This is a genomic window from Bacillus sp. GB_SG_008, assembly GCF_052038115.1.
GTDB lineage: Bacteria > Bacillota > Bacilli > Bacillales > Bacillaceae_G > Bacillus_A > Bacillus_A rhizoplanae.
Genome location: NZ_JBPZSK010000005.1, coordinates 263,253 through 282,035 on the forward strand (window position 1 = coordinate 263,253; position 18,783 = coordinate 282,035).

An 18,783-nucleotide genomic window follows, 5' to 3' on the forward strand; every position below is an offset into this window, starting at 1 on the left:
TCATAGAAAGATGATGACTCAATCTATGAAGGAGAATTATTCTGAATCAAGAATGTGAAAATATTAGTTATAATTACTTTTGCTAATGGAATAGAGAGCTTTTGCCATGAGGCATCGGGGTCAATTCGGCTAATGGTAAGTATATTTTAAAGATACTATATTAAAAAATCCAACTTTTCTATTACAATGTAATTGAATGAGAAAGGCTGAGATTCTTAATAACTATAAGGGCGTATTTCTAGATTGCCAAATACAAAAGACATTTTAGTATCACTAAAATGTCCTTTATTTCACGACTTCCTTGCAATCCGCTCTACTACTTTCTCTAACTCATCAGGTTTCAAAAACTCAATAGGGGAGAAACCTTTTTCAAACGTAAGCGAATCCGCCTCAATCATCAGTACATATTTATCATTAATCTTCGCAATATGAATCTGGTCTCCAAAATCCGCAAGTAAGGCTTTCACAGAAATATGGTCTGCCTTTAGCTTTAATTCAATCTCAGGGGTATGCTCCACAATTTGTGCGGTAGCTTCCATTACTTCTTCTGTTGTGAAATGCTCCATAATTTCACGCTTTGGGCTCGCTGCCCATACTTCCATCGCTTGGTCGAATTGTTCCCGTTCTTCTGTACCTTCTTCAAATACATCTTCAATTTGGTCGTATACCATATCCATAACTTGTGTTTTCATAATTTCTGGCATGGAACGCTCGTATTCTACGAATTTTAAGAAGTCTTCGAAGTAGCGAGCGTGTGATGCTTGGTGGATTTTTAGTTCGCCTACTTCCACGATGCCTTCTTCTGGCATGTACGGATATTGAATCGACTTCATGTTTTTCGTTGTGATTGCCATTTCGACGTTTCGGATTAGTGTTGCTTCATCAGAAATAGAAGCGACTTTTGGTTCGAAGTCACATTTCATTACAAAGACGAACGGATCGTCGAAGTATTTGCGAAGCTTTGCTTGGGCAACGAGAAATACACCGCCGCGTACAGCGCTTGTATCAATATATGTATAAACGAGCGGTTCATTTACATCCTTGAATGTTTCTTTCGTTTCTGCAAAGCGAATGCGGTTAAATAGGTTGTAGTTCGGATTCGAATCTAATTCGTGCCCAACTTCAACGATAAAGCGGCCTATTTTTGTTGGGACTTGTTCACTTTTGGGATGACGGTCTACTTTTCGTTTTGAGATTTTTAATAATTCGCCGTCTAGAAAGTCTTTTAGTGAACTGTCCTCATATTCTTGTGCATCTAACGTTTGAAAATGTTTATAACGTTTATCTGCTTGTTCACCTTGTCCGTCTACTTGTACGACGTAAAAGGAAAGAAAATTGATTTCAAAATCCATGATTATCACCTTGTTTCATTTCATTAACTCTTTTCAGTATAGAGATGGAGAAAACATTCGTCAATTTAAGAAAGGAAGGGGAAGCCCTTCCTTTCATATTTTTTTGTTTTACATATTAAAATCCATCTTCGTATGGTGTAAATGAAAGGTTTAATTTGTTTTCAACAACGCGTAGACGTTGATTTAGTCTATTTAAGCGGCGTGATTGACGTTCTACAACTTGTTGAAGTTGGTTTACTCTTTTCTCTAGCTCATTTACACGGCGTTCTAGCTCACGGCTGCCACTACCTGGAAATGAGATGGGAATTGGAAATTGACGATTTGGGTCGTATGGATCGTATTGCTGCATAGGTTCTATATATTGTTCATATTGTGGTTGTATATCGTATTGTTGTGGGATATAAGGAGTATATGGATTGTAAGGATACATAGACAACCTCCATTCTATAAATTGATTGAATTTATCATACTGTATGTGCGGGAGTGGATGGCTGACACGGCGGACACCTATTATGATAGGTCACCTTTTCTTTTTGTATGGCTATTAAACAGTTAACCTTAAAATGAGTCATTATTTATTATAAATATACGTATTATAAACATAGTAAAATATTGATCGATAAAAATTGTTTCTAATGAGCTCGTTGGTATATAATGGATAAAAAGGGTGAGATAAAATTTTTAACAAAGTTAAAGATTTTTTAGTAAATATATGTAGACATTTAAGAAAGAAAAGAGTAGTTTAAAGTATGATGGAAATGTAATGATAATGTAATAAAAGTAATATTGTGAAATAATGTGATCATACATAGACTTGTTTGAATTAGAAATAGAAAAAGATAGAGAATAAAAGGAGAGAGTAGAGTGTTAAAAAAGGTTCGAGGTTTGATGTTAGGGGCACTATGTATAGGCGTGGTTAGCGGATGTAGTCCGAAGGCTAGTGAGGTTACATTAGTGAGTGGTGCAGGTGAGAATGTTGCACAAGCGAAGGAAGAAGTAAATAAAAGTATAAGTTTAGTAGATGGAAGAAGTGGAACAGAAGTAAAAAAACTAGATTTAGCAAGTTTAGGTTATTTTGAAGATGAGAAGAAATTTAAAAAGGAAGTTACTAAGGTTGTTAGTGAACTTGGAAAGAGTATCGATACAAAGATGGTTCCTTCTCGTATGACAAGTGATGGTACATGGATAGAAGGGAAACCCTCTTATGAATTAATGGAAAAAGAGTTAATAGATCAATTGATGAATGTAGGATTGTGGGATTCTTCTTATCAGCTGCCGATTGTAGAGAAAAAGCCTGTAGCAAAACCAGAAGATGCAACTGGCAATGGAGCAGTTTTAGGAAGATATGAAACGAATTTAGGAGGTTCTACTGGTGGTAGAATAGAAAATATTCGTTTGTCTGCAAGCACTGTCAATGGAGTTGTATTAGGAAAGGGAGATAGATTTTCCTTCAATGCTTTAATAGGTGATACAACACCTGATAAAGGGTACCAATTAGGAAAAGAGATTATAGATGGTAAATTAGTAGATGGATATGGCGGTGGTGTATGTCAAACTTCTTCTACACTGTTTAATGCTGCAGATCAAGCAGGGTTAACAATGGTAGAGAGATCAACACATTCCAAACAAGTAGGCTATGTACCTAAAGGTAGAGATGCAACGATTGCGTATCCTTATTTAGATTTAGTATTTGAAAATCCAAATGATACTCCAGTTAAGCTTGTGATGTACATAGAAGGTCAGAAATTAATCGCAGAGGTACGCTCTGTTAGATAAATGTAGTACAGCATTCCTTTAAAAAAGTGTGAGTCGAGGGAATTTGAAAAGAGAACAATAGCGGATTGTAATGAATAACAAAAAAGGTGCTTCTTATGTAAGCACCTTTTTGTTATGAAATTCATTGAGGTTTTGTATAGTTTAAATCCCAAATTACACCGAAGCAATCTTTTACTTTTGCGAATTTTGCTCCCCAGAATGTATCTTGTAGTTCCATTAGTACAGTCCCTTTTCTGATTAGCGCATTGTAAATCTTTTGAATTTCATCTTCGTTATCTAATTCAAGAGCAAGTGAAATATGGTTTCCTGCTTCAATAGTTTGACCTAAAAATGCATCTGAAACCATGAAGAATAAACCGTCTTTTCTAAAGCGAGCGTGCATAATTCTGTTATCAACTTCTGGTGGAGTCGGAAAATCAGCATCGCCAAACGTTTGTATTCCTTCGATCTCTCCCTCAAAAACTTCTTTATAGTATTCTAATGCTTCTCTTGCATTGCCGTTGAATGTAAGGTATGGAGTGGCTTGTTGTTTCATTTGTAACGCTCCTTTAATTTTTTTATTAGTTATTTTTACTTGTTGTATTCAGACTCAGCAATTTTTTTTACACGGTTGACAAAGTCAATAGCAACTTGATTTGTTGCAGATTGCATAAATAACTCAGCTTGTTCAGTTAATGCTTGATTTGTTGCGGTATATTTAAATACTGTTTGATCTTTTTCTGTTTTTTCTAATTCATATGTAGCGGTAATATCGAACATATTAGCAAGAGTAAATCCGATTTTTAATTTTTTGTGTTCGGGTGTATTTACATAGTCAAGCGTCTCAACATCATACTCTTGAATTTCGTCGCCTTCTTTATATTTCTGACGATAAATACTTCCGACAATTGCCGCTGTTTCTTTTACAGGTGTATTTTCTATGACATGGGGCATTAATTTTTGCATTTGAGTTAATGAACCATTTAAATACGAAAATACATGGTTAATAGGTGTGTGAATTATAATTTGTTCTGTCCAACTTTTCATATCATCCCTCCTTTATCAAGTGAATTAATTTAATTATATAATCGAACATAGGTTCTGGTCAAGGCGATTTAATTTGAGTTATGTTGTACTATGTGATGTAGTGAAAAATTATAAATTAACAGCAGTAGATGGTGGGTTTATAGTCATTGATCCGAGTAGGATTTCTGTACAGTTTGAAGTAGAAAATGAGTTGTACACATTTTATAAAGCAAGAAAAAAAGACTTCAGTGCTAAGCTGAAATCTTTTTCTGTTCGTACTCATCTTTTTATTCGGGTTATTCATCAAATATTTGTTTGAAATGATGGTTCATATGGTCAATATAATCCGTAACTAGCCACTCCAATGTTACTATGTTTTGATCTTCTGTTTTACATGGGAGCTTCCATTGTTTTTCTGTAACATTAGTTAGAAGTTTTACGATTCGTTTATCGGAAATTTGGTAAGAAAACCTCATCTTCAAAACATGCAGGGCATAGCCTAGTTTAAGGTGGGATGAATTGCCGTGGCATTCGTGAAAATGTTTTTGTATTAATCCGAATATATGTTCTTTTTTACTGTTTTGTAGTATCATGAAGGAAAGGAGGAGGTGAAAATCATGACGAAAGAAAAAGAATATGCAACCTATCAAATTTGGATTAAGAAAGGTCATAAATTGCACGTCTACTTCATGGAAATGTGTCAAAATGCAAAAAATCTTTACAATACAACAAACTTCTATATTCGCCAAGTGTATACGGCCTTACGTACTAATCAACCATTACAGCCACTTCAACAAGAAGTCCTCCATACATTACAAATGTACATTGAAACTATGAATGAAAATCAACTTCGTGCGTATCGAAAACGCGTACAAAGGGAGAAAGAAAAACCTGTGAAAGAACAAAAAGAAATCAAATGTAATTTGTTTACATTCCCTACAAAAGAGAAATCGTTTTTATCGTATAACTTCCTAGATTGTTTGTTTAAAACAATGAAACAACAAGATTATATGAATTTGCCAGCGCAAACGAATCAAGCAGTTATGAAGAAGTTATATCAAAACTGGAAATCATTCTTCGCTTCCATCAGTGCATACAAAAAACATCCTTCCACATTTACGGGTAGACCTCGCATTCCAAAGTATATTAGATTAGCTGTGAGAGAAATTGTATTTACAAATCAAGTGTGTAAACTCCAAGAGAAGTACATTCGTTTTCCAAAAACAAGCATAAAATTAAATATTGGTAAATTGTTTGGGCGGATTGGCAATTTCAAAGAGGTACGTGTTTCTCCTGCTTATGGGAAATTCAAGGTGGAGATTGTAACAGAACAATCCGAACCGTCACCTGAGTATGTAGACAACAATCGCTATATGAGTATTGATTTAGGAATCGATAACATTGCAACTATTACAACGAATACAGGGGCCAATCCTGTGTTAGTAAAGGGCAGTGTCATCAAAAGCATTAATCAATACTACAACAAGAAAAAGGCTTATTTAACAAGTATTCTTCGTCATGGGAAAGAACCAAAAGAAGGACCACACACATCAAAGCGTTTAGAGAGACTTCATGAAAAACGGTTTCTCAAAATAAAAGATATCTTCCACAAAATGAGTTACCACATTGTTCAGATAGCGATTCAACAGGAAATCTCTATGATTGTGATTGGAAAAAATACATCATGGAAACAAAACAGTGAAATGGGAAACCGACAGAATCAATCCTTCTGCCATATCCCACACAATCTACTCATTGAAATGATCACCTATAAAGCAAAACGAAAAGGTATTATTGTACAAGTAGTGGAAGAATCGTATACAAGTAAAGCATCCTTTCTAGACAATGATGCGATCCCCACTTACGGTGAGGAAGACATTCCTGTATTCAGTGGGAAACGGATCAAACGTGGCTTGTATCGCACGAAAGAGAATAAACTACTGAACGCAGATGTGAATGGTTCCTATAACATCTTAAAAAAAGCAGTTCCAAAGGCGTTTGCCGATGGAATAGAGGGGTTGTGCCATCAGGCAGCTGTGTCAACTCCACTCGTGTTAAGCATCTCTTGAAGGTGATACACGAGAAACCCCCACTTCAAGATCCGAAGGAGATAAGTGGCGGGAGTTTTCATATTATGAACTTTTAAGGGTGCTAGTTTCTTTTTCATTGAAATGATCCTTTGAGATAGGTGATTTTGTATTTTTTGATTTTGTAATTTAGATTTTGTCTTGGAATTCCTAATTGTTCACTTGCTTTTGTAATATTTCCTTGGGACTTATGTATTGCTTGTTCGATCATTACTCGTTCAAGATGCTCAATTTGTTCCGGCAGGCTTTTAGAAAAAATCGAATGCTCTTGAGCAGATGGTTGATTGACTTGCTGGATCATTTTGTTTTTAAAAGTAGGAGAAAGATGTTCAAATGAAATGGCACTTTCATCGTAAATCAGGTTCAAAGCTCCTTCCAACGAATGCTCCAATTGTCTGACATTACCTGGCCATTGGTAGTTCATGAAAAATTGATAAACATCTTCATCAATCCCTGTAACATTAACACCTAAGGCAGTCGAATGTTTGTTGATAAAATACTCTATTAAAGTAGGGATATCTTCTTTTCTATTTCGTAATGGGGGGATTACAATATTTACTACCGCTAACCGATAATAAAGATCTTCCCGTAGTTTGCCATTGGCTATAGCCTCAAGAGGATCCTCATTAATCGTAGTAATAACTCGAACATCAATATCTAAAACTTTAGATGAACCTAAGCGTTGAAGTTTTCTTTCCTGTAAAACACGAAGTAACTTTGCTTGAAGGTTCGTTCCCATAGAATTAATCTCATCAAGCAATAAAGTTCCTCCATGCGCTTCTTCAAATAATCCTGCTCTATCTGTCGCTCCGGTAAAACTCCCTACACTGGTTCCAAATAACAGTCCTTCAAGCAATGACTCAGGTAATGCTGCACAATTTTGAGCTATAAAGGGCTTGTTTTTTCGCGGGCTTTCATTATGGATGCTTTGAGCGAATAATTCTTTTCCCGTACCAGTCTCACCGAAGATTAAGACGTTTGAATTAGACCGTGCAGCTCTTCGGGCTTGTTCAGCCGTCTGCCTCAATTGTTTGCTTGAAAATATAATATTATCAAATTGGAATCTTGTATTGTTTTTTCGAGCTAACATAGAATTGGAAGGAGCAGAACTTCTTTTTGTTTGTTTTTGTAATTGAAAAATGGTTTCAGTTAGCTGTTTTTGTTTTGTAATATCTGTTGCAATCTCTAAAGCACCCACTTTTTTATTTCCTAGAAATAAAGGAACAGTTTTTGAAAGAGTTGTGACCGATTTTCCATTGGTAGTAAAATGATTTTCTCGTTGGCTGAGTGTCTTCCCTGTGTTCAATGCCGTAAGAAGAGTGCTGGAATTTTCTTCTATTGGCCAGGTATCCACAATTCTTTTATTTCGTACTGATGCAGGTTCAACGGTATCAATTTCTCCCATTTTTCGATTGTAAAATATAATTTTTCCTTGTTGATCGATTGCCGTGATGCCTTCTTCAAGTTGATCTAATATTACTTCGTATAAATGCCTGGTTTCATTCATTTGTTGAAGTTGATATTGCAATTGTTGAAGCTGGGTATTGTCTTTGAGATTAAGAAGATAGTAGACAGTTTCAGGATCGATTTGGATAACTGAAGTATTTACAATTAATTGTCGGGTACCAATAGAAAGTGAGATGCCTGTTTTATCTTTTTTAAATTGAAAGCTTTTTTTAAATTCTTCTGAAGGGAAAATTTCATGGATAGAAGTTCCGATTAAGTTACTTGGACTTGACGAAAATAAACGTGCAGCAGATCGATTTAAAGAATGAATTTCTCCTTGTTCATCAGTGAGAATCATACAATCAAAACTGGAATTCCAAACCTTATATAGGGGAAGAAAGGAAAAATCAATCATTGCATTCACCACCTTTATAAATATTCAATAAAACAGAGAAAATATAAATAATCAGAATATTTTCAATTATACCAAGGTGATGATCTGATTAAAACGGTTCGTATAAATTTTTTGCTGACGGTCATAGAAAAATATTTTTCTATGAATTTTTTTCGTTTGGAGAATATTTTTCATATTTATATTTTATAAAATTCGAAGAAACCCTTAATATAATTGGTATTTTTATTTGGCATGAATGTTGCATAGAGAATAATTGAAAAGATCAGAGGAGGTTATTTATGAATAAAGTATCATTACAACATATTCATGCTATTGATGTACATGCTCATCCTTTTGTTGGTAATCAAGAACCTTACACAGTAGAGGAGTTTGTTAGGAAACTATCTTTATCTGTTATACCTACCCGCGCGACAAACAACTATATGCAAAATAAGAATCAACCTTTTCCGGGAATTAATATGTGGGTTCAGATTTTGATTCAACGACTTGCAAAATATTTTTCATGTGAGCCTAACTTGATGGATGTAGTAAATAACAGAAATAAATATGCTGGTGATTTTAGGGGATATACAAGGAATTTGTTTCAGGACGCTAAGATTACTGGAGTTGTAACTGATTTTGGATATCCAATGCCGATGTTAAGTAAAGATGAGTTTGCAGATCTGTGTGGATCAAAAATATGGGAAATTCATAGAATTGAACCTGTTATGGTTCATTTATGCAAAGAATGTGACCGTTTTGAGGAATTTATTGAAAGATATCGTATAGATTTAAGACAAGCTTTACAGAAGTCTGATGTTATCGGTTTAAAATCGATTATTGCTTATAGAAGTGGACTGGAAATCTCAGAGATGAGTGAACAAATGGCTCAGGATCAATATGGAGAATTTCAAACGAACGACCGAGCAGAGGTGAAAGCTTTTCGTGACTATTGCCTTCATATTGCGATGGAAGAATGTACAGCTGCAGATAAAGTTATGCATATCCATACTGGTATTGGAGATGGGGAAGTTGTTTTGCCGAAAGCGAGTCCGAGTTTTTTAATAAACATGCTTAGGGATAAAAAATACATCGATACTAAGGTTCACCTTGTTCATGGGGGATATCCTTGGGTTGAGGAAGCGGCTTTTATTGTAAGTATTCTCCCAAATGTTTATATGGATATTTCGTTGCAAAATCCTTTCGCGGGTCATGGAGTTCAACGAATTCTTTCTCAAGTGTTTGAATTTGCTCCTTTCGATAAAGTTATGTATGGGTCAGATGCTTTTACTGTGCCTGAAATGAATTGGTTAGGAGTGCATTTATTTAAGGAATGTTTTGAGAAAGTTTTAAATAATTGGGTTGACTCTGATTATATGAATGTGGAAACAGCCCAATGGATTGGCGAAATGGTTTTGTTTAGGAATTTTGAAAAGGTTTACAAAAAGAACCTGCAATTTAATCTTTGATAGAAGGAGGAGCTAGAGATGTCAATCGAACAATTCGGTTATAAACAGGAATTAAAAAGGACATTAACATTTTGGGATCTTGTATTTTATGGGCTGATTTTTTTGGTTCCTATCGCTCCATTTGGTGTGTTTGGCTATATCTCTGACACTTCGAAGGGTATGGTCGCCCTAACTTATATCATTGGTATGATCGGAATGATTTTTACGGCCCTGAGCTACGCTAAAATGTCCCAAGCTTTTCCGATGGCAGGTTCCGTTTACACTTATGCACAAAGAGGGATTAATGAGTATGTTGGTTTTCTTGCCGGTTGGGGAATCTTGCTAGATTACATTCTTGTACCTGCTTTAACTTACGTTGTCAGCGCAGTTTCATTAGCGGGAATGGTACCAGAAGTGCCGGTTTGGTTTTGGTTGGTTCTCTTTATTTCCTTTAATACCTTCATTAATATTCGCGGGGTAGAATTTACCGCAAAAGCAAATAAAATTATTTTGGTTTTACAATTTATGGTTTTAGCTATTTTTCTTATATTCGGGCTGGTTGCTTTATATAAAGGAGTAGGCGGTACTAGCTTTACAATTAAACCTATATATGATTCTAGCAAATTTAATCTACACATGGTTATGGGAGCAGTTTCAATAGCGGTGTTATCTTTTTTAGGTTTTGATGCCATTTCCACACTTTCCGAAGAAGTAAAAGGGGGTAACAAAATTGTAGGTAGAGCTACAGTTCTTACTTTGTTGATTGCAGGCGTATTGTTTATATCTCAAACCTGGGTCGCAAGTGATCTTATCCGTGGATTGAAAGTTGAAAATTTAGATACAGCTTTCTATCAAGCTGCTGAATTGGCTGGGGGTATTTGGTTAAAGAATTTGACACTCATTGCGACAGTATTTTCTTGGGGAATCGCCAGTGCACTTGCATCTCAGGCAGCCATCTCCCGACTTCTTTATTCCATGGGGCGGGATCGTAAATTGCCTTCTATATTCGCAAAAGTTCATCCGAGATTTCAAACACCATATATTAGTACTTTCCTAGTGGCTATTGTTTCTTTTTCTGTAGGAATGGCGTTTGAAAATAACATTGGGATGTTAACGAATATTGTTAATTTTGGAGCGTTGATTGGTTTTCTTATATTGCATATTTCAGTAATTAATCATTATATCATTCGTCAAAAATCAAAAAAATTTATACAACACCTTGTATTTCCTCTTTTTGGGTTAATTATTATCAGTTATGTAGTGTATGGAATGGATCGGCTTGCGATTGAAATCGGATCTGTTTGGCTTCTTATAGGGGCTATATATATGTTTGTGCTTCAAAAAGTGAAAGCAGGGAAGATAGAAATTGAAAAAGGGGGGGCTGAACACATTGAAAACCATTGAAAAACAAGACATAGAATTGAGTAAGGAAATGACAGAACAGTTGACTCGTATTCGAAGGCATATTCACCAATATCCAGAACTTTCTTTTCAGGAATACGCTACGTGCGAGTATATCATTTCGTGCTTACAAGAATGGAAGATTCCGTACGAAAAAGTCGGAGAAACAGGAATTGTCGTTGATATTATCGGAGAAATGGGAGAGGGATTGCATATTGGGGTGCGGGCAGACATCGATGCGTTGCCGATTGAAGAAAAAACGGGTCTTTCTTTTTCTTCTCAAAATCATGGAGTCATGCATGCTTGCGGGCATGATGGTCACACCGCTATTTTATTAGGAACAGTCTATCAGTTATTTCAATTCAAACATAGATTTAGTGGACGAGTCCGTTGTATTTTTCAACCGGGTGAAGAAGCGGATGGCGCCGCAGAAGAAATGATACAAAAAGGCGTGATGGAAAATCCTTTGATCGATGAAATGATTGCCCTTCATTTATGGCCTCATTTACCATTCGGAACAGTTGGTATCAAATACGGTGCAATTACTGCCTCTTGTGATAATTTCATGATTGAAATAGTGGGAAAAGGGGGACATAGTGCACGTCCGCACCAAGGTATTGACGCTATAGCCATTAGCGCTAATGTTCTTCAGGCCCTTTCTCTTCTTGTCACGAAAAGTCATAATCCTATTGAGCCGGTAGTGATTCATGTCGGGAAAATTCAAGGCGGGACGGCAAGTAATGTAGTTGCTGATCAGGTAGTACTAGAAGGCACAACAAGAACCATAACTATGGAAACGAGACAGAAGATAAAATCACAAATTATTCAACTGGTTGAAGGTATAGTGAATTCGTATGGAGCCAAAGCCAATGTTACATATACATATAGCCATCCGCCGGTGATAAATGACGAATCATTAACTCATAGTATTGAAGAAGGAATAAATGAATTATTAGGTGCGAATGCAGTTTATGTACTGAAAGATCCCTCAATGGGTGCAGATGACTTTGGCGCATTTGCTGTAAAGGTTCCGAGTACCTATTTCCGATTAGGTATTAGACAAACGGATCAGCCTTGTTATGATTTACATCATCCTGAGTTTCAATTTGATGATCAGATTATTGCAGTTGGCGTTAAGGTCTTTACTTATAGTGTACTAAGAAGATTACTAAAAGGGGGACAATCAACATGTTAACAAAAGAAAACGTTTTAAAAATCGTCGAACAAGAAAATATTGAATTTATTCGAGTGGAATTTTTAGACTATGCCGGTATGACGAGAGGAAGAACGATCCGTACCTCTCAACTTAACAGCGCAATGGAAAAAGGAATTAACTTTAGTACAGCAATTATGAGTTTCGATTGTTTTGATGAATATATTCCCAACCCTACGTATGGAGCAAACGATGGAGATTTCTTTGCGGTACCTGATTCAAGTACCTTCGCTATCCTTCCTTATCGGAAAAATACAGCAAGAATGCTTTGTGATTTAGTTGACGAAAACGGAGAGCCATGGGAGGGATGTCCAAGAAGCGCATTGAAGCGTCTGCTTTCGGAAGCGGAAACACTCTTGGGCGGAAACATGTATATGGCATTTGAACAGGAAGCTTATTTACTGAAAGAAATAGATGGGAAGCTTGAGCCGGCAGATAAGAGCCATTGCTTTTCTACAGAAGGCATAGATATTCAAGAAGACTTTGTTCAAGATGTTGTTTGTTCCTTGGAAAAGATGGGTGTTCAAACAGAACAAATTTCTAGTGAGTATGGCCCTGGGCAATTAGAGATAAATTTGAAATACGCTCCTGCTTTGAAAGCGGCAGATGATCAAGTAACATTTATGCATTTATTTAAACAGATTGCTAGGGACAAGGGGATGGTCGGCACATTAATGCCTAAACCGTTTCAACACTTACCGGGCAATGGACTGCATGTTCATATTAGTATATTTGATAAAATTGGTGAGAACATCTTTCAGGATGCCACAGATTCAAGAGGGTTAGATATGTCTGAAAAAGCGTACCATTTTATAGGGGGGCTTCTAAAACATGGAGCATCTTTAATTGCAATCGGAGCCCCTAGTATTAATTCGTATAAACGGATGCAGTCAGGATCTTGGGCACCAGCCCACATCTGTTATGGAGCCAGAAATCGCTCGGTATTAGTAAGAATCCCTGACAAAGCAAGGGCAAGAAGATTTGAATTTCGAGGTGCTGATGGAACGTGCAATCCATATTTACTTGCAGCCTGTTTAGTAGCTTCAGGCCTACATGGGATTCAAAACAGAATGGATCCAGGTGAACCGATGGATGTGGATATAAGTAAGTTAGATGATCTTGAATTAAAAGAAAGAGGAATTTCCTGGGGACCGAGAAACTTAAATCAAGCAGTAGGCCATTTAGCAGAAGACACGATCTTGGCTGAAACTATTGGAAGATCAATTTGGGAGGAATTTATTAAAATTAAAAGATCAGAATGGGATAAATATATTAGGCAAGTAAGTGATTGGGAATTAAGGCTATTCTCTTCCAGATTCTAAATAAAAGGACACGGTTGGAAAGGGAATATGTAAAGGGTCAGATCATTACAAAAAAGCTCCTATTATATGGACTCTCATAATCCTAAAAAATAGTAAATATACTATGAGATAAGGTTTCTACCTTATCTTTTTTATTTTAAGTATAAAGATTCATCTTTATATCTGTCCGGTTAATTCTATATGTGGTAATCTTTTGTATTTGATTAACGTGATATAAAAGAAATTTAGTAAGGCGCGAATTCCTAGAGAAGTAGCGTCTTTTTTATCCCGTATTAACGGGCAGTAAGCCCCCCACCTTAAGATTCAGAGAGAAACGAGGAGGGTAGGTGGGGGATAAAAAACCCCCCACTGATGGAAGTTTCACTTTATGTGTTAAAGAGCAGACTGGTTACAAAAAGAGGAATAATAAGGTATTTTGTCGAATGAGTTTTCGTAAAATAATGAATTGAAAAAAGTTAATACGTATTACAGTAGACATTGTAGCTAAAAAAGGAGTATTTACATTGGACAAAATAAAAAAATTATCAATTCCAAATAACGTAAGAGTCATTGTTATTTCAGATATTCATGGAGAATTAGAACTTTTCAAAGCGTTATTAGAAAAAGTTAAATTTAGCATAGAGGATTACTTGATCATAAATGGTGATCTTTGTGAGAAAGGCAGTAACAGTAAAGGTGTTGTAAGCTATGTAATGGAACTTTCAGCTAATAATCCAAAGGTTCATGTTATAGAAGGAAATTGTGATACTTTAGTTGAGGAGCTTTTAAATGAAAATCCCCAGTTAATAAACTATTTATGTACGAAGCGACATTCTATATTGAATGAATGGTTTGAGTACTTAGGATATTCTGTGAGCGAAGATACAAACATCCGAGAGGTAAAGGAAATATTAACAAGTCATTTTTCAAAAGAAATGAAGTGGCTTACAGAATTACCAACTGCTATTGAAATAGAAAACTATATTTTTGTTCACGCAGGGCTAGAGGACATAGAGAATTGGAAAGATACAGATCGAGATGTTGCTATTACACTGCCAGCATTTTTACATAAGTCACATCGTGCGAACAAATATGTAATAGTGGGACATTGGCCAGTAGTTAATTATTCTTCAGATGTGCCAGTTGATAATCCGATTATAGATCAAACCAAAAAAATAATTGCAATCGACGGTGGAAATGCCATCAAAGAAACTGGTCAATTAAATGCATTTATTATTCACAAATCATCTAGTAAAGATATATTTTCGTATACATATATAGATCATTTTCCAAAATGCAAAGTGTTAGAAGACTTTCGTGCAGAGCCTATGATGGTTGGTTCTATTACTTATCCACGATATGATGTTGTTCCAGTTGAAAAAGGTGAACACTTCACTTTGTGTAAACAACTAGAAACAAAGCAGCTGCTTTACGTTAAAAATGAATATCTTCATCAAAATGAAACGGGGCATTTTACTGCAAAAACAGATGTGTCTTGCGCGCAAATAAGCGTAAGTAAAGGGGATATTGTGTCTGTAGTCGATGATAGCTGTACAGGATATAACTTGATAAAAAAAGATGGTGTAGTCGGCTGGGTAGCTAAAAATATTTTTGGTTAAAACAAATAAGTTACGTTATATATGAAAAGGGGAATTATGAATTGGTTCATCAGATGGAAATAGAAGAAGTGAAAAGAATTGACGAAGATATTGAGGGGCTTTCAGAGCTTTTGAGAGTAGTAGTAGATGACGGGGCATCAATAGGTTTTTTACCGCCAATGAAACAAGAAGAGGCGATAAAGTACTGGGAAACCGTGTTAAGCCCTGAAGTTATACTATTTGTTGCAAGGATAAACAAGGAGGTAGCAGGCAGCGTACAATTGCATTTAAGTACGAAGCAAAACGGAAGTCATCGGGCTGAAATTGGAAAATTAATGACTCATCCTAAGTTTAGGCGTAATGGAATTGGACGTGCACTGATGCAAAAAGCAGAAGAAAGAGCGAATCAAGAAAATAGATCTTTGTTAGTATTAGATACAAGAGAAGGAGACCCTTCTAATAAACTATATACATCATTAGGCTTTGTTGAAGCGGGGAAGATTCCTCGCTATGCTGAATCGGCAAACGGAGAATTACATACAACGGTTTTTTATTATAAATGTATTTAGTACCTTTTTATATTTCCGTAGTCTTTTCAGAATAAATTAGTTAAAAAGAAAAGACTACATACTATACGCGAAAGGGTATAAAACCGAGGAATTATATAAGGGGTTAATTGGTTTTGGAGGAGGACATAGCCCATAGCGGGAGGCGTATCCGCAGATGTGAAGCATCGAGGTGTAGCCTTGGAATAAAGTTTGATCAAATTGAAATTAATAGCCTTGATAAACGAACAAAAAGAAAGAGCGTGTTTTTGAAAAAAGATTGATTAAAGCACGCTCATTATATTTTCAATTAAATGATTCTTTTATAAAAAAGTTTGATCATTTCTATGATCTTTCCTCCATTAAATCGCCCTTTAATTAAATAACGACTTGTTTCTATTAGCTGGTTTAGTTAAAGAAGGCCCCAAATGGGTATGTAGTCAACATAAGCAATGTTATTAGCAATGAAAAAGGATCTTCATTTGAAGATCCTTTTATAATATCTATAAATCATTATTTAAAATTTCCCACATTTTACACATTTACCTCTGGTTTGCTTCTGATAATTCCAGGTAGCTCCAGTGATCGCGATACCCAGCAACAACCATCCTCCATATACTATAGATACCAACAAACCTTCGTCATCGAAAGACATTGGTCCATTCGAAAGACCTAATACCTCCAAAAGAGATCCCAATATTGCCAAAAATCCCATTGAAACTGTCATAGATGCAGCAACCCAACCTCCGGTGATTAGAATGAATCGAGGAACTTTTTTCCCAGCAACAAACGGTACCCACTTAGGAAAAATACGCCCCCATTTTTGTACAAGAGCAAGACAAAGCAATGCACAAGCGCCAAATACTAGCATTTCTCCATAAGCAGAATGTTGACTGAAATTTTGGCCACCTCCTAGGGTGCCACCGAAGGACCAATAAAGTTTCAATAATGGATATGGAAAAGATAGTACAAACGCAGCATAGCCGAACCAAATACGGTCAGGTTGGGTTTTCACTGAAGGCCCTTGACCACATACAATGCATGCCCCTCGGGATATACGTTGAAAAGAGAGAGTTGCTGCAGCAAGCAGTATGGCAGCTATGAGGCTAATGGTTCTGGTTGCAAATCCTGGCCAATCCACAACAGGGGGCAAACCGGGGATTCCAAGTACAGCAGCTGTTCGTAATATGTCAAACACAATACCGCCTGATGACCAGACTAACATAAAACAAGCTCCCCATGTGCTAATTAGCAAAAGAAAACGTGGCGTTAAACTTTCACGCTGCCAGTTAATAGATAGTACTAGTGCAATCATTCCTAAGATTGAAGCAAATACCGTAATTCCTACTGGAGCAAATCCCATTGTGTAATCCGGTGCTTCAGGTAAAAAGGATTTCAATATAATTGCGAATAGTGTGATAGAACTTGCTCCAATTGCAAACCACGCTTTAATATTCGATTGAACAACCTTGGTTTTACTGTCCACCTTGGTAACTTCTTCTCCATTGAAATTAATCATTAATGAATCACCTCATTTTATTTTTCAAGATTGTTACCAACCTTTTTGCTTTTACTATAATTCCTTTGCGATAATCAACAATGAAGGCAGATCACTAAGGACATTTTCAATCCCTTACTTCTCGGTTATTAATTTAAGTTTATATAAAAACTTCAGTTGCTAACATAGCCTCAGGGAGTATTTTCCAATACAGCTATGGTCTTAAGTAAATTTTAAATATCAAGACTTCAATTTTTTCAAAACGGTTTAACTTTGTTATAAACGGTTCAACTTTATTTCAATGCTGCATTAAGACTTAAAAAACTAATTTTCTGTAAGTGTTTTAAGAGATAAAAAACAACTGTTTACGGTATAAGAATAGTGCTATTATCAAGAGGGATTTTTTACTTCCCCTTAGGATAGCACTACACTACATTCGTTAAGTTTTTAGTGCAATCTTTGATGAAAAATTTAAAAAATAGTGTAGTGCTTTGAGAAAAAAGAAAAATCTTTAAACAAAAGAAATCTCTACTTCCGAAACAAATAGTGGGGATTTTTGGCATTTTAATGGACTTAGGGAAATGAATAAAAAATCGTTGCTTATTCAAGAAAAGCATCTGTTAGTTCAAGTGAAATTCTTCACAATTTAAATATAAAAAATTACCTCCTGCTATTTATTAAAACCTTTACCCAATTAATGAAAATTATTATTTAAAGTAGTCCCTATTAGTCACCATGTTGACATATTTTTAGAAAACATGGTATTCTAAAATTGTCAACATGGTGACTAATGTAGAGGGGAGCTAAATATGGACATCAACTTTTTAATGAAAGAACTACATTTTATGCAGCAAAGTTACGCAACTTTGTTTTCGGTTGTCAATAAGGTTCAAACTCGAGGGGACGAATACATGGAGATATTAACTGCCCGACAACACATGGCTCTGATTGCTATTGCACATTTACCAAGTGAAAGCACTACACTTATTAATATCGCTAAAAAGCTAGGTACAACAAAGCAAACCGCTAACAAGTTGACTACAAGCCTTGTGAAAAAAGGTTATGTTAAAACTATGCCGAGTAAAATGGATAAACGTTCTATCAATATCGAGATTACCCCTGAAGGAAAAAAAGCGTTAATTGCTTGTTCGGAAAAGTCTACCTATTTTTTAGCGGATATGTTTCACGATTTCACAACTGACGAAATTAAAACATTTTGGAGATTATTACAAAAGCTCTATCGCTTCGACGGCGAAGAACAAGACGGTTTTGAAGAAAATGCAAATCTTGAAGTTGAAGAGCAGGCACAGTTAAACTCAGATAGTTATCAGGAAAAAGTTTTGGCGGAGTTTTCAAAACGTCGATATGGGGGTGCGAATTGTGAGTGAATCCTATATTAGTAATATTCTTCATCAGAAAGCAAAAGATACTGAGAATAAGATTAAAGAAAAAACCTATTATGTTAAGAATACAGTCCGGCAATCTATTTCTCAGGCCAAGCATAAATTTCACCGCAATAAGAAACTAAACTGGGTTGGCAATTGTGTATCAATTGCTATTGCGCTACTCATCATCGCCGCTTCTTGGCAAACCGCAACAAATTGGCTATTTTGGATAGGTGTAGCAAGCATTGTAAGTAATGCCTTATTGCTCATTATTAACGTTATCAAAAAATGATCTAAGAAAGGAATACATACTATAGGTACTATTGTTTCAATT

At 35.8% G+C, this 18,783-nt stretch carries 17 protein-coding genes; 11 read left to right on the top strand and 6 right to left on the bottom strand.

The features are described from left to right. Window positions 1-290: 290 nt before the first annotated feature. Both ACTDJC_RS15130 and ACTDJC_RS15135 read right to left on the bottom strand, forming a co-directional pair. On the bottom strand, window positions 291-1,352 hold the full coding sequence (locus ACTDJC_RS15130; RefSeq protein WP_440603899.1) for a DUF3900 domain-containing protein: 1,062 nt from the start codon (window positions 1,350-1,352) through the stop codon (window positions 291-293). 115 nt (window positions 1,353-1,467) lie between these two features. After that, a complete protein-coding gene (locus ACTDJC_RS15135) occupies window positions 1,468-1,782 on the bottom strand; it encodes a hypothetical protein (protein WP_440603900.1) in 315 nt (104 codons plus the stop codon). A gap of 434 nt (window positions 1,783-2,216) precedes the next feature. Between ACTDJC_RS15135 and ACTDJC_RS15140 the strand changes: the two genes are divergently transcribed. Continuing rightward, a complete protein-coding gene (locus ACTDJC_RS15140; RefSeq protein WP_440603901.1) occupies window positions 2,217-3,128 on the top strand; it encodes a VanW family protein in 912 nt (303 codons plus the stop codon). 121 nt (window positions 3,129-3,249) lie between these two features. On the opposite strand, the gene ACTDJC_RS15145 is transcribed toward ACTDJC_RS15140, so the two are convergent. Next, a complete protein-coding gene (locus tag ACTDJC_RS15145) occupies window positions 3,250-3,663 on the bottom strand; it encodes a VOC family protein (RefSeq protein WP_098310173.1) in 414 nt (137 codons plus the stop codon). Window positions 3,664-3,698: 35 nt separating this feature from the next. Further along, window positions 3,699-4,154, bottom strand: coding sequence for an SRPBCC family protein (locus tag ACTDJC_RS15150; protein WP_440603902.1), 456 nt, complete (start codon window positions 4,152-4,154; stop codon window positions 3,699-3,701). Window positions 4,155-4,227: 73 nt separating this feature from the next. Between ACTDJC_RS15150 and ACTDJC_RS15155 the strand changes: the two genes are divergently transcribed. Then, window positions 4,228-4,452: a hypothetical protein gene (locus tag ACTDJC_RS15155; RefSeq protein WP_098310175.1), complete on the top strand. Its 225-nt coding sequence runs from the start codon at window positions 4,228-4,230 to the stop codon at window positions 4,450-4,452. A gap of 298 nt (window positions 4,453-4,750) precedes the next feature. Beyond that, window positions 4,751-6,202 carry an RNA-guided endonuclease InsQ/TnpB family protein gene (locus tag ACTDJC_RS15160; RefSeq protein ID WP_440603903.1) on the top strand — a complete coding sequence of 484 codons (1,452 nt, stop codon included), beginning with the start codon at window positions 4,751-4,753 and terminating at the stop codon, window positions 6,200-6,202. A gap of 94 nt (window positions 6,203-6,296) precedes the next feature. Here the strand turns inward: ACTDJC_RS15160 and ACTDJC_RS15165 are convergent, their stop codons facing one another. Next, complete coding sequence (locus tag ACTDJC_RS15165) at window positions 6,297-8,081, bottom strand: sigma 54-interacting transcriptional regulator (protein ID WP_440603904.1); 1,785 nt, start codon at window positions 8,079-8,081, stop codon at window positions 6,297-6,299. A gap of 278 nt (window positions 8,082-8,359) precedes the next feature. Between ACTDJC_RS15165 and ACTDJC_RS15170 the strand changes: the two genes are divergently transcribed. From ACTDJC_RS15170 to ACTDJC_RS15195, 6 genes are all read left to right on the top strand, one after another. After that, window positions 8,360-9,529, top strand: coding sequence for an amidohydrolase family protein (locus tag ACTDJC_RS15170; RefSeq protein ID WP_440603905.1), 1,170 nt, complete (start codon window positions 8,360-8,362; stop codon window positions 9,527-9,529). 18 nt (window positions 9,530-9,547) lie between these two features. Then, entirely contained in the window at window positions 9,548-10,912 is a 1,365-nt protein-coding gene (locus tag ACTDJC_RS15175) for an APC family permease (protein ID WP_098310180.1), read from the top strand. Further along, window positions 10,875-12,104, top strand: a complete 1,230-nt coding sequence (locus ACTDJC_RS15180; RefSeq protein WP_440603906.1) for a M20 metallopeptidase family protein — start codon at window positions 10,875-10,877, stop codon at window positions 12,102-12,104. The genes ACTDJC_RS15175 and ACTDJC_RS15180 overlap by 38 nt, the downstream gene beginning before the upstream one ends. Further along, complete coding sequence (locus ACTDJC_RS15185; RefSeq protein WP_440603907.1) at window positions 12,098-13,444, top strand: glutamine synthetase family protein; 1,347 nt, start codon at window positions 12,098-12,100, stop codon at window positions 13,442-13,444. Before ACTDJC_RS15180 ends, ACTDJC_RS15185 begins: the two co-directional genes overlap by 7 nt. Window positions 13,445-13,947: 503 nt before the next feature. Next, the gene (locus tag ACTDJC_RS15190) at window positions 13,948-15,042 is read left to right on the top strand and encodes a metallophosphoesterase (protein ID WP_440603908.1); all 1,095 of its coding nucleotides are present in this window, start codon (window positions 13,948-13,950) and stop codon (window positions 15,040-15,042) included. Between the two features lie 53 nt (window positions 15,043-15,095). After that, window positions 15,096-15,590: a GNAT family N-acetyltransferase gene (locus ACTDJC_RS15195; RefSeq protein ID WP_098310242.1), complete on the top strand. Its 495-nt coding sequence runs from the start codon at window positions 15,096-15,098 to the stop codon at window positions 15,588-15,590. Window positions 15,591-16,083: 493 nt separating this feature from the next. Here the strand turns inward: ACTDJC_RS15195 and ACTDJC_RS15200 are convergent, their stop codons facing one another. Beyond that, entirely contained in the window at window positions 16,084-17,052 is a 969-nt protein-coding gene (locus ACTDJC_RS15200; RefSeq protein WP_440603909.1) for a hypothetical protein, read from the bottom strand. A gap of 821 nt (window positions 17,053-17,873) precedes the next feature. Here ACTDJC_RS15200 and ACTDJC_RS15205 point away from each other — a divergent pair. Both ACTDJC_RS15205 and ACTDJC_RS15210 read left to right on the top strand, forming a co-directional pair. Further along, window positions 17,874-18,452: a MarR family winged helix-turn-helix transcriptional regulator gene (locus ACTDJC_RS15205; protein WP_098310183.1), complete on the top strand. Its 579-nt coding sequence runs from the start codon at window positions 17,874-17,876 to the stop codon at window positions 18,450-18,452. Continuing rightward, window positions 18,445-18,741: a hypothetical protein gene (locus tag ACTDJC_RS15210; protein WP_375337668.1), complete on the top strand. Its 297-nt coding sequence runs from the start codon at window positions 18,445-18,447 to the stop codon at window positions 18,739-18,741. Before ACTDJC_RS15205 ends, ACTDJC_RS15210 begins: the two co-directional genes overlap by 8 nt. Window positions 18,742-18,783: the final 42 nt, after the last annotated feature.